This window comes from Acinetobacter entericus (assembly GCF_026168575.1).
GTDB lineage: Bacteria > Pseudomonadota > Gammaproteobacteria > Pseudomonadales > Moraxellaceae > Acinetobacter > Acinetobacter bouvetii.
In genome coordinates this window covers 37,073-52,053 of record NZ_JAPEQW010000002.1, presented here as the reverse complement: position 1 = coordinate 52,053, position 14,981 = coordinate 37,073, and the positions used below count along the sequence as shown (strand labels likewise).

General features: G+C 42.6%; 21 protein-coding genes. 17 read left to right on the top strand and 4 right to left on the bottom strand.

Annotation, left to right across the window (positions count from 1 at the left end):
- The first annotated feature begins 34 nt into the window (after nt 1-34).
- From OKC24_RS01780 to OKC24_RS01710, 15 genes are all read left to right on the top strand, one after another.
- The gene (locus tag OKC24_RS01780) at nt 35-784 is read left to right on the top strand and encodes a LexA family transcriptional regulator (protein ID WP_265464625.1); all 750 of its coding nucleotides are present in this window, start codon (nt 35-37) and stop codon (nt 782-784) included.
- Nucleotides 785-998: 214 nt separating this feature from the next.
- Nucleotides 999-1,331, top strand: a complete 333-nt coding sequence (locus OKC24_RS01775) for a YfdP family phage-associated protein (protein WP_265464623.1) — start codon at nt 999-1,001, stop codon at nt 1,329-1,331.
- Nucleotides 1,332-1,383: 52 nt separating this feature from the next.
- Nucleotides 1,384-2,190 (top strand): DUF2303 family protein, encoded by an 807-nt coding sequence (locus tag OKC24_RS01770; protein ID WP_265464622.1) that lies wholly within the window; start codon nt 1,384-1,386, stop codon nt 2,188-2,190.
- Between the two features lie 85 nt (nt 2,191-2,275).
- Entirely contained in the window at nt 2,276-2,494 is a 219-nt protein-coding gene (locus tag OKC24_RS01765; protein ID WP_265464621.1) for a hypothetical protein, read from the top strand.
- Nucleotide 2,495: 1 nt separating this feature from the next.
- On the top strand, nt 2,496-3,632 hold the full coding sequence (locus OKC24_RS01760; RefSeq protein WP_265464620.1) for an ATP-binding protein: 1,137 nt from the start codon (nt 2,496-2,498) through the stop codon (nt 3,630-3,632).
- Entirely contained in the window at nt 3,629-4,309 is a 681-nt protein-coding gene (locus OKC24_RS01755; RefSeq protein ID WP_265464618.1) for a 3'-5' exonuclease, read from the top strand. Before OKC24_RS01760 ends, OKC24_RS01755 begins: the two co-directional genes overlap by 4 nt.
- A complete protein-coding gene (locus OKC24_RS01750) occupies nt 4,309-4,521 on the top strand; it encodes a hypothetical protein (RefSeq protein ID WP_265464617.1) in 213 nt (70 codons plus the stop codon). Before OKC24_RS01755 ends, OKC24_RS01750 begins: the two co-directional genes overlap by 1 nt.
- 47 nt (nt 4,522-4,568) lie before the next feature.
- A complete protein-coding gene (locus OKC24_RS01745) occupies nt 4,569-5,075 on the top strand; it encodes a hypothetical protein (protein ID WP_265464616.1) in 507 nt (168 codons plus the stop codon).
- Nucleotides 5,050-5,355, top strand: a complete 306-nt coding sequence (locus tag OKC24_RS01740; RefSeq protein ID WP_265464614.1) for a hypothetical protein — start codon at nt 5,050-5,052, stop codon at nt 5,353-5,355. The genes OKC24_RS01745 and OKC24_RS01740 overlap by 26 nt, the downstream gene beginning before the upstream one ends.
- A gap of 76 nt (nt 5,356-5,431) precedes the next feature.
- Entirely contained in the window at nt 5,432-5,608 is a 177-nt protein-coding gene (locus tag OKC24_RS01735; protein ID WP_307735398.1) for a helix-turn-helix domain-containing protein, read from the top strand.
- Nucleotides 5,609-5,668: 60 nt separating this feature from the next.
- A complete protein-coding gene (locus OKC24_RS01730; RefSeq protein ID WP_265464613.1) occupies nt 5,669-6,241 on the top strand; it encodes a hypothetical protein in 573 nt (190 codons plus the stop codon).
- Nucleotides 6,241-6,561, top strand: a complete 321-nt coding sequence (locus OKC24_RS01725; RefSeq protein ID WP_265464612.1) for a hypothetical protein — start codon at nt 6,241-6,243, stop codon at nt 6,559-6,561. The genes OKC24_RS01730 and OKC24_RS01725 overlap by 1 nt, the downstream gene beginning before the upstream one ends.
- Complete coding sequence (locus OKC24_RS01720; RefSeq protein WP_265464611.1) at nt 6,554-6,754, top strand: hypothetical protein; 201 nt, start codon at nt 6,554-6,556, stop codon at nt 6,752-6,754. Before OKC24_RS01725 ends, OKC24_RS01720 begins: the two co-directional genes overlap by 8 nt.
- Nucleotides 6,747-6,950 carry a hypothetical protein gene (locus tag OKC24_RS01715; RefSeq protein WP_265464610.1) on the top strand — a complete coding sequence of 68 codons (204 nt, stop codon included), beginning with the start codon at nt 6,747-6,749 and terminating at the stop codon, nt 6,948-6,950. The genes OKC24_RS01720 and OKC24_RS01715 overlap by 8 nt, the downstream gene beginning before the upstream one ends.
- Nucleotides 6,951-7,241 (top strand): pyocin activator PrtN family protein, encoded by a 291-nt coding sequence (locus tag OKC24_RS01710; RefSeq protein WP_265464609.1) that lies wholly within the window; start codon nt 6,951-6,953, stop codon nt 7,239-7,241.
- A gap of 454 nt (nt 7,242-7,695) precedes the next feature.
- Here OKC24_RS01710 and pgaD read toward each other — a convergent pair whose 3' ends face one another.
- Genes pgaD through pgaB form a run of 3 tightly spaced genes read right to left on the bottom strand, consistent with a single transcriptional unit; the run spans nt 7,696 to nt 11,394 of the window.
- On the bottom strand, nt 7,696-8,112 hold the full coding sequence (pgaD, locus tag OKC24_RS01705) for a poly-beta-1,6-N-acetyl-D-glucosamine biosynthesis protein PgaD (protein WP_130144603.1): 417 nt from the start codon (nt 8,110-8,112) through the stop codon (nt 7,696-7,698).
- Nucleotides 8,102-9,394 (bottom strand): poly-beta-1,6-N-acetyl-D-glucosamine synthase, encoded by a 1,293-nt coding sequence (pgaC, locus tag OKC24_RS01700; protein ID WP_131275896.1) that lies wholly within the window; start codon nt 9,392-9,394, stop codon nt 8,102-8,104. Before pgaC ends, pgaD begins: the two co-directional genes overlap by 11 nt.
- 11 nt (nt 9,395-9,405) lie before the next feature.
- Nucleotides 9,406-11,394, bottom strand: a complete 1,989-nt coding sequence (pgaB, locus tag OKC24_RS01695) for a poly-beta-1,6-N-acetyl-D-glucosamine N-deacetylase PgaB (RefSeq protein WP_265464607.1) — start codon at nt 11,392-11,394, stop codon at nt 9,406-9,408.
- 549 nt (nt 11,395-11,943) lie between these two features.
- Here pgaB and OKC24_RS01690 point away from each other — a divergent pair.
- Nucleotides 11,944-13,152 (top strand): DUF1615 domain-containing protein, encoded by a 1,209-nt coding sequence (locus OKC24_RS01690; protein WP_131275898.1) that lies wholly within the window; start codon nt 11,944-11,946, stop codon nt 13,150-13,152.
- Nucleotides 13,119-13,781: an HAD-IB family hydrolase gene (locus tag OKC24_RS01685; RefSeq protein WP_131275899.1), complete on the top strand. Its 663-nt coding sequence runs from the start codon at nt 13,119-13,121 to the stop codon at nt 13,779-13,781. The genes OKC24_RS01690 and OKC24_RS01685 overlap by 34 nt, the downstream gene beginning before the upstream one ends.
- A 103-nt stretch (nt 13,782-13,884) precedes the next feature.
- Here the strand turns inward: OKC24_RS01685 and OKC24_RS01680 are convergent, their stop codons facing one another.
- Complete coding sequence (locus OKC24_RS01680; protein WP_131275900.1) at nt 13,885-14,979, bottom strand: fatty acid desaturase family protein; 1,095 nt, start codon at nt 14,977-14,979, stop codon at nt 13,885-13,887.
- Between the last annotated feature and the right edge of the window lie 2 nt (nt 14,980-14,981).

The window sequence follows — 14,981 nt, the reverse complement described above, 5'->3', positions numbered from 1 at the left end:
TATATGCTAAGATATTTAACTTAGAAGTATTAACATGGTGAGAAAACAGCTTTCGTTAGAGCGTAAACAGGATGCTGCTCGTTTAAAAAATGCATGGGATAAATATAAAGAAGAAGCGAAAACAAAAGGACGCAAAGTCACTCAAGAGGATATTTCTGAAGCTTGTGGATGGAATACTCAGGCAGCTTTTAGTGCCTATTTGAACGGTAGAACACCACTAAATCTAGATGCCCTCATTAAATTATCCAATATTCTCGAAGTAAATCCATACGATATAAGTCCAGAACTTGCTAAAGAAATCAATTCTGTATCTTCAACTTCTAAAAGTCCTGATGAATCCCAAAGTATAAGTCAAATGCCAAGCGGAAGATGGGTCCCTGTAAAGAGTTACAGTAAAATGGGAATGGACGGGTATTTTTCAGATTCTGGCGATGGTTGTGATGGTTTTGTCCCTACATTAACTGCTGGACAATACGCTTATGCTGTCAAAGGTACAGGTGATTCCATGTATCCAGTCATTAGAAGTGGGTGGTTTCTGGTTTGTGACCCTGATCTAGAACCACAAATAACAGAGTTTGTAGAGGTTCAGTTAAAAGATGGTCGGCGTACCATAAAGGAATTTATTGGCGTAATTAACGGGGTTTTGCATGTTCTTGCAGTAAATGGAAACGAGCGATTAACATTTGATATGACAGATGTTGAACGGATTGTACCTGTTGTTGAGATAATTCCACCAAGCCGCCATCGTGATGAAATTCCGATGATGCCAATCAAGCAACATTAATCGTATCTTTATCTAAAAGTATCCCTAATAACCATATAAATTAACTTTTTTTCTAAAATGTTCCCTTTCCTCCGTTGACCCATCATTTGATGGGTTTTTTTGTATATCAAAAAAACATGGTTATTATTTAATTAAAAATACTAACAATGCTATTGCATATAAATAATAACAATACTATTATTATTTCACACATTAACCCAACGTGAGATAAAAAGTGAGTAATAAACAAACTGATTCACAGCAATTCATAGAAGACATCGGCGGCGGTGTTTTTTCAAAGCAGCTCGGTGTTGTTGTAAGCGATGTTGCAAACAGCGTTATTAAAACTGGAAAGATGGGTGACATCACCATCAAGTTAAAACTTACGCAAATTGCAGATTCGCGCCAGGTGCAAGTCGAAAGCAAGCTTTCATTTAATGAGCCACTTGCAAAAGGTAAGCGTGCTGAAGAACACAACGAAAAAACTCCTATGCACGTAAACCTTGGTGGTGACGTAACTCTTTTTGCATCGCACACAGACCAGTTATTCAAAAAAGAAGAAGTTTAACCCCTAATTCTGTCCACTCTTTTTAAACCAACCCAACCACAAAGGTAAAACCATGGAACGTACTACAGAAGCTCAAGCAATCGCTGAATTAGCAAACCCAGTTAAAGGCTTAATTCGCGGTGAGCTGGCAGCAGTAAATAACGAATACAAAGTTGTAGATTTAGAACGTTTTCAAGATGGCCGTAACCGTGCACGCGGTGTTTTAAATACCCCTTCATTCGAAGACTTTAAAACATATGTTCTCGCTGGTACTACTCCTGATCCAGCTCCTGTTTTTGTAGATCACAAAAATGTAAGTGCCACAGCACTGCTGAATTATTTCCAACCTGATTTTGCTCAAGGCCATTGTGACCATACTGCTGTTTTAAAACTTGAGCCCACCGTGGTCTGGAATAAATTAAACCAACTTAAAGACACAAAGCTTAGTCAAAAACGCTTTGCCATTTTTCTTGAAGATTGGGCGGGTGTGCTGGTTGCCACCACTGATTCAGGCGAAATTATTAATACTGGTGAAGCACTCAATGCCGTTCGCAATATGAAAGTTGATGCATCTGCATCGAAAGACAGCCAAGTAAATAACATGAGCGAATCTCGCTCAAAACTTGAGCGCGTTGAAGCTTCTGCCACTGTAGGTAAGTTGCCAAGCTATTTTGAAATTCAAGATACAGCGTATGTGGGCCTTGAAGAAAAAACCATTAAATTGCGTTTAGTGGTGAATGGCTCAGGCGGTGAACCTGAATTTGCTTTACAGATCGTCAAAGAAGAATTGCTGTGCAATGAAATCATTCAGGAATTTAAAGAAAAAGTAATCGAATTGCTTCCTGAAAACCCAGTACGAATTGGAACTTTCGCTGCTTAATTTTAAACATTAAAAAGCCCTGTACAACTTGGTCGGAAGACAGGGCCTTTTAAACATACACATATCGGTGCTTACGGGATTCAGTATGAAAGAAATCGCTTCACATAGCAATACACCTGTTTTTGTTAAAAACGAAAGCAATACAAAACCAGTGCTGTACCGGCATCCAACGGCAGAAGAAATGCAAACTCCATTTTCAGCATTTTTAATCGCTGATTTAAAGGATTCATTGATTGCAGGCTTAATCCTATTGGTTAGCTGGTGTGTGCTGTCACTGATCCTAACTGCACTGTTTGGAGCGTAATATGGCTTTAATTAATGTAGTTCGTGCTGATGAGCCAATTCATGTCGAAACAATTGTTGCGTATTACTACGCTGATCCAGACATTGGTAAGTCATCTTTAGCTTTTACCGCCAATGCCCCTATTCTTTTTGACTTTGATAAAGGTGTACATCGTGTTGGTGCTTTGCGTCGAGGAACAGCTGTTCAGGTGCAAAAATGGACTGATGTATCCAATGTCACAGAGGAAGATCTAAAACCTTTTAAAACTGTGGTTTTTGACACTGTTGGCACCATGCTGGACTGCGTAAAAATCTATTATCAAGGCATTAAAGGAAATACTCAACGCGACGGAAATCTTACGCTGAAAGCCCAAGGTTATGCAGGTAATGACTTTATTAGCTTGATCAACCGCATTCGCAGCTATGGCAAAGATATTGTTTTCATTGGTCATGCAGAAGAACAGCGAAATGATGACCTGTTAATTCATCGACCTTCAATGACAGGTAAAAACCGCGATGTGCTTTACCGCATTTCCGACATTATGGCTTATCTAACTTATGAAAAAGCAGCAGATGGTCAAATTGTACGAGTGTTGAAGTTTCAAGCTTCAAACTCTCATCATGCCAAAAACTCTGGAAATCTCGGTGCTGATACGGGCGGGAATATTGTTCTACCTAATCTAATGCAAGCACAAACTTTTTTTGCGGATCTGATTCAGCAAGCAAAAGATCATTTAAACATTATGACGCCAGCTCAGTTGGAAACAATGAAAGCCATTGAGCAGCGTGATCAGTTTTTTGCTGAATGTGACCAGGCTATTTACGCATCAAGTATTAACGAATTGTGTGAGCAGCTGGATAAAGACCATGTTCATTACCTAGAAATGCGCAAGTTTTTGAAAGCTAAATCTCTGCACCTTGGTTTTGTCTATGACAAGGAAAAGCAGAAATTTATCGACCCTAAACAAAATACTTTTTATGGCATCTCCCCTGAACAGCGCGACCATATTCAAGAGCTGCTTGCTCAGCTCAACATAGACATTGTTGCCTTCTGTGAAGAACAAGGCATTGACAGCTTAATGGGGATTGAAGCTGAACGATTTAACGATGTAGTTGCTTATATCAATACCAAAACAAATCAAGGAACTGCTACAGCATGAACGCAATAATCGCAGACACTGAAACCAACACAATGAATGGTTATCCCATTGAGATTGCCTATGCAAACTGTGCATTTGATCAAGGGAAATTGGTTATTGATCAAGAGAATGCTTTTGATGGCTTTTTCTCTTGCCCTGACCCAATCAGCTTAGGTGCCATGGCGGTTCATCACATTCTGCCTTCAGAAATTGAGAACAAGCCACTCTACAGCACATTTAAGTTGCCCGAAGGCATCACACATATCATTGGTCATAACATTGATTATGACATTCGAGCATTGCAAAAATGCCAACAGACAATTCAAGTGAAAGGCGTATGCACTTTGGCCCTCTCCCGAATGGTGTGGCCAGAACTTGAATCCCATAACCTGAGTGCGATGTACTACCACGTAATGGATGACTTGGTTACAGCTAAGCGTCATCTTCGCGGCGCTCATAATGCCAAGGCTGATATTTATTTCACTGGTGTATTACTGCTGGCAATTTTAGAAAAGCTGGCAATCAAAGATATGAACTCTCTCTGGCTTATATCTGAGCAAGCGCGCATCCCTAACATCATAACTTTTGGCAAGCATCGTGGCACAGCAATCAAAGAATTGCCTTCTGATTATGTGGCATGGCTGCTTAAACAGCCTGAGGTGGATCCTTACCTTCGCAAAGCTTTGGAGAACATTTAATGCATCTCTATATCTGGAAATACACCGCAAAAGTCCAAGGTGGTCGCGGTGTAATTAAAGGCCGTGTCGAAGCTCCCAGCCACAGTGCAGCAGAACGCCGCGTTAAAGAATGTAATTTGATGGTTGATAGCGTCAAAACAATTTCAATTGACCGTAGTAAAAATGCCCGTCTAAACAATTTTGATAAATGGCCTGAGCAGTCTGCAGCCTAAGGAAATTAAAAATGAACTTACTTACTCCTGAACAAGCATTCACCTTAATGATGGCTGGCAAAAACATTGAATGCCGCAATCCCTCACTTGTGCCAGCTATTAATGAATTCGCACCCGTTACTGAATTTAGTGGCAATGTGTACGCTCTGCCTGGTTTTGAATTTCGCTTAGCTGCAAACATGACGCGCATTGAAGGCCACTTATATACTGAAGCCGAAACAACCGAATTAGCGGAAGGTACAGAATTCTTTTTTCCTTCCCTTTCACGTGCTGATTTTTATGCCAATTCAATTTGGCGTGGCGATGATTCTCAGAAGTCGCTATTACAGCGCAAAATGGTGCATTTAAATGAGCAGTCCGCTATCAATCATGCTAAAGCGCTTATTTTAGCCAGTGGCGGATCATTCCCACAACGCGTCAGCATTTCCACAAACAATGTGCTTGGCACAGTTCAGAAATTGTTTGAAGACGATGCAGCAAAAACAGCCGCCGGCGCAATCGGTGAAACAGCAGAATCAGAGACTGTGAATGGACTACCTCAAAGCGAAACTTGAACCCAAGGGCGCATCTGAAGTCCATGAATACATGATGCTTCCATTTGCAGCCTTTGTCATGAATGACGGCTATATCCCTGTTGAGCATTGCAAAAAGAAAAAAGCAATCTTCATTAAAGAAGGTGAACCTTCAATCGTATTTGGAAGCAATGGCTCAATGAATGATCACGCTCAAGCACGGTACAGAGTGTTTTTAAAAGTGTACTTAAAGCACGGCGCCCCATTCATGCGCAAATTAAGATCTCAAATTAAAGTGAAAAAATCAGCAGATGCTGCTTAGGAATAAACAGATGGAACAACAGGAAAAACAAGTAGCCGATTTGCTGAATATCAATCCAGCAACAATCTTAGAAGTCATGAAAAACAATGACAACCGAGGCAAGGTTTACCAAATGCTGCTGGATGCATTTAACAAAGCTGTTTTGGAAGAAGTGATGGTTTGTGAACGCGGCAATCAAACTCAAGCTGCAGAAGTGCTAGGCCTGAATCGTGGCACATTGCGCAAAAAGCTCAATGAATTGGGCTTGATGTAATCAATTAAATCTGCCTAGGCAAACACCTAGGCTCCCTATTTAAATTTCAGGACTATAACGATGAACACTAAAACACATAATGATGTACGCACTTCTGACGAAGACATTAAAAAGCACAAAAACATTCAAAAGGTGCTCTTTGCTTTAGAAAATGACCCATTCGGGCTATCCGTGGCTCAAATTGCCAACAACACTCGATTAAGTGTGAAGACTGTTCAAAATGTTCTGGCAACTCAGCTTCACCTGGTTGAAGAAAATATAGGTGTGTACAGCATGAAAGCTAAACCTGCCGAAGCTCCACCCCAGCCTGAAATGACTGATTCACCAGAAACAGTTGCCGTCACTGCAGATGAAAATACATCTACAGAAATTGAACATTCCCCTTCATCTGAAGAGGTATTGATTCAGCATATGGATTCCATAGAGTCAGCTGCGCAATTAGCTGATCCATTGGCTAGCTACAAGGCCATGGTTGAAACAGTGGTTGTGCAGAAAAAATCAGTGAGTCTAAACATGCGTCAACTCACCGAACTGCTGCAGGATGTGTTTGGGTTAAAGAAAGTTTGTTTTCTAGCAGAAGATTTAGCTGTTGGCCGCGTCTCAGTTCAGTTATCTGATGAGGTGGAAGTCTGATGGATATTCAGAAAGAAAAAGAAGCTTTTGAAAATTGGTGGGAATCATTCCATAACGGCCGCCAAATATCTTGCGATTATGTTGAAGAGGATAACTCATACTCTGTTGGGTATGCGAATGCTCAATGGGTTGCATGGCAAGCTAAAGCCCAATCGGTGCCGGAAGGATTTGTTTTGGTGTCAAAAGATCGCTTAGCAAAAGCAGTTGACGGGATTGAAGCATTGTTTGAAGAATATTCACTGTTGGCACTGGGTGAATTGCTTCCAATTCAACAAGATCTAAATGCAATGATTGAAGCACAGGAGCAAGGCCATGATTAAAGCAACTGTAGATTTTGATGATGATTACATTTTTATTAATGGCAAACACGTTTGGTTTCATTGTGACAGTATGCATTTCGCAGTTGGAAAGAAATGCGAAGATGATGATGACCAAGATGGTGGGGAGATAGAAGAACTATTTCCATCACTTGAATTTGCGATTATCTACTGTTTGGAGCCAGCAAATGACTGAACTCTCCCCAGCAGAAATCGAACTTTTAGAAGAGTTCCGCGAAGAACTGGCGCCGCGCCATGTATCAGAAATGTTTTACACGACAACATTGCCGGCTGAATTAGTCACATTGTTATACAAGCTTATAGATGAAAAATTGGCTGCGGCAGATGGGTTGCCAGCGGCAGTTAGAAAAAGTTTGAAGGAGGTGTCTTAAATGGGATCAGCTGTTAGAAACAATGAAAAAGATGATCAGATTGATACATCTTTAATGTTAATCCTTCGCTACAAACGTCCAGTTGTAGCTTTAAAAGACATTGTTAAAGATTACATGCCTCATATGGATTTGCCGGCAGCCAAGCAACGTGCGGCAAAATGTAAATTACCCTTCCCTGCATTCAAAACTGATGGGAATAAGTCTGAGTATTTTGTGAAATTATCCGATGTTGCTATTTGGTTGGATTCATTGCAGGAAGAATCAAAAAAGAACTGGAGTGAGGTGAATTAATTTCACCTCATTTTTTACGCCAAATTTACGCCTTACGCCAAACAATTTTTAACAAGTTATTGTTTTTAATATTATTTACTTAATTATCTATCCCACCCGCCATCGGCGCAACCCACAGTTTTTTCCCAATAGGTTTATCAAACAATTCTTTGATTACAATATGCTGAGTCATGCAAAAGTGTCCACGCGCGAGGATGATGCTGTACGTTGTGCAGAATGCCTTGCTGAAAAACCAAATAGAAAAAGGCATTTTCTAAATAGCCGACAAAGGAAACCGCAATGCTGATACACAGGCAAAGAAAACGTGACAGCCATTGAAAGAGAAATTTCAATGGGAAGCAAGTCTAAAACTTTCTGCGCAAAAACTCTAGCCAATGATGAGCAAATATAATAAGCCCTGAGCGTGAAAGCTTTAGATGCAGCAGTCAGGCCATTCGGTTCAGCTATTTAAAATTTAAGTTTCAATGCGCACAATTTTTCCCTGTTCATCATGATGAACAATACTGATTTTCTGCTGGCGCCCTTGCTCCACTTCCTGTACAGGCACATTAAAATGATGCACATAATCGGTCATGGTTTTTTGCTGTGTTTTTTGCACAGTTTTAGCAGGCATATAGTTGGACCACAGCAGTAAAGCTGCTGCGCAGGCCAGCAATGCGGTTATGCCGTGTTCTAGACCCAAACCAAAAGCGCCAAATAAATGCTGCAATACATGATGCTTTTGCAAGCTCATGAAACCTGCAATCAGTAGAACTGGGCGCCACAGCAGCAGCCATACCGCCCACATCACTGCCGTACTGGTACTGGATGCATAGCGTTTATGCCATGGCAGATGACGGCGCAAATCAATAATTAAACCGTTATTTTTCATTTGTTTTATTCTCTAATGAATTGTTGATGCGTATGCCGCGGTCTGGACTGACCCAGCGCGCACGCTGTCCTGTACCTAATTTTAAAACTTTTGGAAAAGCCACAATGCTTGCGGTAATGGTAATCAGCCAAAATACAAAGGGATACCAAATCATCCAAAAATAATTCTTTGCTAAGGCGGGCTCATAACGGCTGTCCATCCATTTGCTGATCGCAAATTGGAGCAGGCAGGTTGCCCCCAGCAGCATCCCCGTTCCATACGGCAAAAATGGTGAACCGATATCTCCAACACCTGTGATAGGCACAATAAAATGCACGAGCCAGACCACAGCCAAGAGGAGCATCAAATAGGACCAGACCAGAGTCAAAATGAGTTCCATCATCAGCGGCCATAAGAAGTTCAGCTGCGGCTTCATCAAGACATCAATATTTTTCAGCAGCACTTGCGCCCCGCCCATGGCCCAGCGCAGACGCTGTTTCCACAAGCCATTCAATGTTTCAGGCATCAGTATCCAAACCAGCGCATTGGGTTCAAAATGGATATTCCAGCCTGCCCGCTGCAGCTTCCAAGTGATGTCTATATCTTCAGTCAGCATATCTGGCGACCAATATCCAACAGCGTGCACAGCGCTTTTACGAAAAGCGGTAATGACACCCGACACTGTAAACAGCCTACCGAAGCTTTGCTGCGCACGTTTAATCATGCCGACAATGGAAGAAAACTCTCCGACCTGAATCCGCCCGATTAATGTGGAACGGGTGCGGATACGAGGATTTCCGGTTACAGCAGCCACGGTTTCATCTTCAAGAAAATGGCGCATCATCCATGACGCCGCATGCGGGTCGAGCAGCGCATCACCATCAATACCAATTAAATATTCGGCATCCGTCAATAAACTGCCCGCCTGCAAGGCCATCGCTTTGCCTTGGTTTTGCGCCAAATGCACCACGCGGAGCTTTTCATACTGCAGGGCGAGGCGGTTTAAAACTTCTGCTGTATTGTCAGAACTGCCATCATTGATCGCAATCACTTCAAAATTCGGGTATTGCAGCGCTAGCGCATGGCTGAGTGTTTCTTCCGCATTATCACCTTCATTAAAGCAAGGTACCAAAACTGCAACTTTTGGGTACTCTGTTAAAGCTGCAGGCTGCTGATAAGGCGGATCTTTTCGCTCTTTCCAATAGAAAATCAATGCCCCAACCATCCAAAGATATGACATAAACAATGGATAATAAAAAACAAAGTGCAAAGCTGAATGCCAAAAATGCTGAAATGCTGACATAATCAATTCCTCTAAGGAATAAGTTTGCTTGATTTCAAATCAAAGGCTTTGCGCATTACGCTGCTGTCTGGATGATCTTTAATTGGATCATCCGGATAATAGGCAACATGCATTGCACCCTGTTCATACAAGGACTGAATGGTTTTAGCCATCTCATCAGATGGGATCTTTTGATTGCTGCGCCAATCTACCGCCTGCAGCTCAAATACGGTCTTCTTAATGCCATTCGGATATTTTTTGACCCGATTCACAATATCCTGATAAAACTGCGCGTTATTCGGCGCCTGCTCCATATATGGCATCGCCATAATGGCCGTGAAATCATAGCGTCTTAAAGATTCTTCTAAAGACTGCGAATACCAGTTTTCCGCATAAGGCTTTAGCGCGACCTGCGCATACAGGTTGCGCGCGGTCAGCAGAAATGGCTGATATTGGCGGACATCCGCAGCTAAAGACAAAGCAAAATCATCAATCGATTTTGTTTTAAACGCAGTCCATTTCTGCAAATCGGCATCATTGCTGCGGATTGCAGCTAGATCGCTTGGCAGCCCAATAGACGCATAGGCTTGCATGGCTTGAGGACTGGCATCCTCATAATCGGACAAAGTCGTATCGTCATGGAACAGAATTCCATTAAAAGGCACAGACTTTGCCAAATCTGTATAAATGCCGGCAATGGTTTTACGCGCATCTGAAGAAAAAGGGCTGAGGCGCTTATAGCCCATATTTAAATGTGCGCTGTCACCGCTTTGCTGCGTGACAACAACATCATTCGCCACTGGATTGTTTTTTGGCAGCTCCCACGCCAGCAAAGGCATCCATGCATATACACGGCTGACATGAGTGCGGGTCTGAATCTGCCAAGCCACTCGGTTGAATAAGTCGGCACGCATTGGCAAATAGCGGTTCGGGAAATACACCATATCCGCAGAGCCGTTCGCATCAGGATCTGAAAATGCCTGCAAATATACTGTATTCACTTTCATGGTTTCTATGCGGTCCAGCAGATTGCTAAGATTCCGCTCCTGCTGCGCAGGATTCGGATCATAGATATAGTCCAAATCAATATGCATGATTTTCTGCGGACGGTTGTTATCGCCCAAATTCTTTTGCCGGTTTTCAATTTCCTGCGCCAAATCATTGGTGGACATATTGCCGTCTACCAAGATCCGGTTTAATTGGTTCAGCGCGCTTTTCACAGAGTCAGCGCCATCATCCAAACTGATAGCTATCGGCATGCCCAAATGCTTGGCAATTGACACTGTTTGCAAATTATAGCGTCCGTAAGGCCAAACCATCACCCGCGGGGATTGAATGCCATGCGCTTTCAAAAGCTGATTGTTGTGCCTTAAGTCTTCAGTAATGCGCTGCTGATAATGCAGGTCATCTTCATAAGAGGCTGTTTTCGGGTCATATAGGCGTGTTACCGCAGCCGGCTCTGAATTGCCTTGCGGGTTGCCTAAAATACCGCGATGCAGATTGTAGCTGTGGCTGGCAATTTCAACCAAACCGCTGTTTTGCATTTCTTTCAGCTGTTCCCACGACAGCATTGCATTGCGCGGAATGATCTCATCTGAGAAATTGATTTTCTGATTTTCCGCCGGTTCCAGCCAAGAGCCGACCACAGCCAGCACTGTAGGTATTTTATTAGCCTTAATGATTGGGTAGGCATTTTGATAAAAAGACTCATAGCCGTCATCTACAGTCAATAATACCGGTTTAACGGGCAAGCGTGCTTTGCCTGCATGCGCCTGCAGCAATTGATCGACACTGATAAAATGATAGCCATTCTTTTTCAGCCATTCGATATGCTTTTCAAATTGAGCCGAACTTACAGCATACTCAGGAATAAGCGCATTTTGCTTATTGGTAATTTCATGATAGCCAATCACGGTCAAAGTTTGGTCGCTGGATGACGCTTTAGCCCATGTCAGCGGAGCGCAAAATACAGAGGCCGAAAGTGATGCTGCAAGAATATTAAGAAGAAAACGAATTTTCATGGAGATTTGCTCAAAATTAAAAGCAGAAACTGAATCTTGAACTTATATCATCCAGATATTTTCGTTTTCCTTAACAAAAATTCAAGTTCAGTTTCCGTTTATACTTTTTACCAACTCAAGATGAAATGAATCTTAAAATTACCATGCAGAAGAGCAATTTAGACTGAAAGTCCTGTTTAACAAACCGCCTATGCCCACCGCAGGCATAAAACACTCAAACATTCATGCAGTATTATTTTTATTAGTTGGCTCCTCATCGCGCTGCGCCATTTTCACAGGTGTGAATTTCAGCTCCCCGCACTTCAAGCTTCTGACAAGCCTTAGAACCTGAAAATCATAGCCGATATGATAAGCTGCAATAACTGCCAAATCACCAGTAGACGCCGAGCAAAACAGTGCCAATAAAATAGTTGCTCAACAGCATAGACAAAGGCCAAAAACTTGCTGTATTTTCAAGAAGGATACAAGATTAATTCATCCTTTTACCAGCAGCCATAGTATACTGCATCTGCCCTGCGGCTCATCTTTTCGGAACATGCTTTCTACGATATGAAAAAAACTTTTGCATACTCTGCCCGTGTTAGAACAATATCTGTTTTAGCTCTCTCAATCAGTTTAGCGGCTTGCGGCAATGGGTCTTGGTGGTCTAAAAATGATGAACCCACCTTAAATGCAGAACAAATCCGCAAGGCTATTCCACCGCGGGTGCAAAACCGCTCATCCTGGGCGCAGGATATTTACGACATTACCGATCAGCTGGGCATTCCTCAGACCAAGCAAAACATCTGCTCCATTGTGGCTGTGATTGATCAGGAATCCAACTTTGTTGCTGACCCGCAGGTGCCGGGCCTTGGTGAAAAAGCGGTTAAAGAAGTGCAAACCCGTTTAGACGAGAAGTTTAAAGAAAAATTAGGCGACGGTATTGGCGGTACAATGGCGGGCTATTTTGAAGAAGTTCTGAAGACTCAGCCCAGCCCAGACAATAATTATTTAAGCCAAATGCGCAAAGTCACAACAGAACGTCAGCTGGACGAGCTGTACCGCGAAATTTTTGACTATATGTCTAAGCATTACCATGTCAGCGCATTAACTGGCGCAGCCAAACTGGTCGGTCAGGACATCGGTGAAAAAATGAACCCGATTACTACTCTGGGTTCTATGCAGGTTCATATTGGCTATGCCAAAGAGCATAAACGCCAAGGCGGCAGTATTGCTGAACTGCGTTCAGATATGTATACCCAGTACGGCGGCATGTATTACGGCATCCACCGCCTCATGATGTACCCGGCTGATTATGATAAGCCTATTTACCGCTTTGCTGACTACAACTCAGGGCGCTATTCGAGCCGCAACGCAGCCTTTCAAAGCATGCTGAATGATTTGACAGAAGCCGAATTAAGTCTGGATGGCGACTTATTGCTGTATGATAAAGACGGTTCTCCGCGTTCAGCAAAAAGTGAATCTGAACGAGAATTGCTTAAAGTCTTTTCGGCGAATAACGTTATTTTGACGCCGCGCCAAATCAGAGCTGATTTAAAGAAAGAAAAAGACCAAGATTTTGAAGATACAGCCACCTACCGTGCTGTCACCAAATTGTACAAAGAGAAAACCGGCAAAGAACCTTTTTATGCCATGATGCCTGAGGTTGTCATTTCGGGACCAAAACTGAGCAGAGATTACAACACCAATTGGTTCGCGAGCAGAGTAAACGGACGCTATCAAACATGCATGAACAGAATAAAACATCTAAAAATTTAGCACTTTTTGATTTTGATGGAACCCTGTGCAGCAAAGACAGTTTTACAGGGTTTATTTTTTATTCGCTTCGGAAGCGGCATATTGTCCGTCAAGGGATTAAAATCCTGCCGTGGATTCAAGGCTACTATTTAAACCTTTACCCCGCGCATGCCATGCGCCCAAAACTGTACCGCGCTATGTTCAGCAATTCAGATGCGCTTGATGTACAGCGCATCGCGGAAGAATATGCTGCAAAACTGCTGGACTCACTGAACCCTGCCCTGCTCAAGCAGCTGCGCGAACATCAAAATTTAGGCCATGATGTTGCGCTGGTTTCCGCGTCAGTCGATCTGTATTTAAAACCCATCTGCCAATTATTAGGCATAGACCTGATCTGCTCTGAAGTCGAAATTAAAAACCAAAAAATCACAGGGCACTACCAGACTGCAGACTGCAGCGGTGAACAGAAAAAACTGCGCATTTTAGAAAAATTTAATCTGCAGGATTACGCCAATATCTATGCCTATGGCAACAGTTTTGAAGATCAGGAAATGCTGGAACTAGCAAACCACCGCTTTATGGTCGGAAACGATACAGATCTGCCAAAATTGACTTATCCTCCCTCAAGCAGCTATGCCCATACACCTTAAATCATTCCTAAACTGATTCAATCTTAAAACAACGTAATTTTGCACAATAAAAAAGCCATGCATTGCATGGCTTTTTTATTGTGCAATTCATATTGCATACGGCTTACTTTTTAAATGGAAACGCATATTTCACAATACGCTTAAGGACGCTGCCATACTGTTTAACCAGACTGGCATTGTTATAGTTCAAGCCATATTTTTCACAAACCGCCTGCACTTTTGGCGCCATTTTGCGGTAGCGGCGTGCCGGAACATCTGGGTATAAGTGATGCTCAATTTGATGGCTTAAATGGCCGGTCAAAATATGGAATGCCTCTGAACCTGTTAAGTTTGAAGAACCGCGGATTTGACGCATGTACCAATGACCGCGGCTTTCATTTTGCAGTACAGATTTAGGGAACACTTCTACATCTTTGGTAAAGTGCCCGCAGAAAATAATGCTGAAAGTCCAAATATTTCGGATTCCGTTTGCAACTAAGTTTCCAGTAAAGACCGGTAAAGCAGCAGGCCCTGCAATTAATGGAAAAAAGACATAGTCCTTAAACAATTGCTTGGTAATTTTTTTCTGCATCGGCTTCCATTCTTCTTTGGCCTGCGCTTTAGTCTTGCGCCCATACAGCAGTTTACCGATTTCTAGGTTCTGAATGGCAACCCCCCATTGGAATAGCAAACAAAATGGAATGCTGTACAGCGGCTGGAGAATATAACCCGGTTTCCAGCGCTGCTCAGGGAACAAACGCACCATACCATAACCGATGTCATCATCCATGCCTTTAATATTGGTATATGTATGATGTTTATAGTTGTGGGTTTGACGCCAGTTGTCTGAAGTGCCGACAATATCCCACTCGTAGCTCGGCCCCTGGAACTTAGGATCATTCATCCAGTCATATTGGCCATGCATGACATTATGGCCCAATTCCATATTTTCCATGATCTTGGCAAAGCCAAGAAGGCCTGTGCCCAGCACCCACGCCGGCGGAAACCATCCTGCAAATAACAGCGCGCGGCCTGCCAATGACGAATAGCGGATCGTTGAATAAACGCGACGGATATATTTGGCGTCTTTCTCACCAATATCATCCAGCACTTCTTGTTTAATCGCATCCAGCTCAAGCGCAAGATTATCTAAGTCAGTCTGGCTCAGCTCACGATTTTTCGGGTTTTTAAAATATTCAAATTTTACAGGCATATTCATGT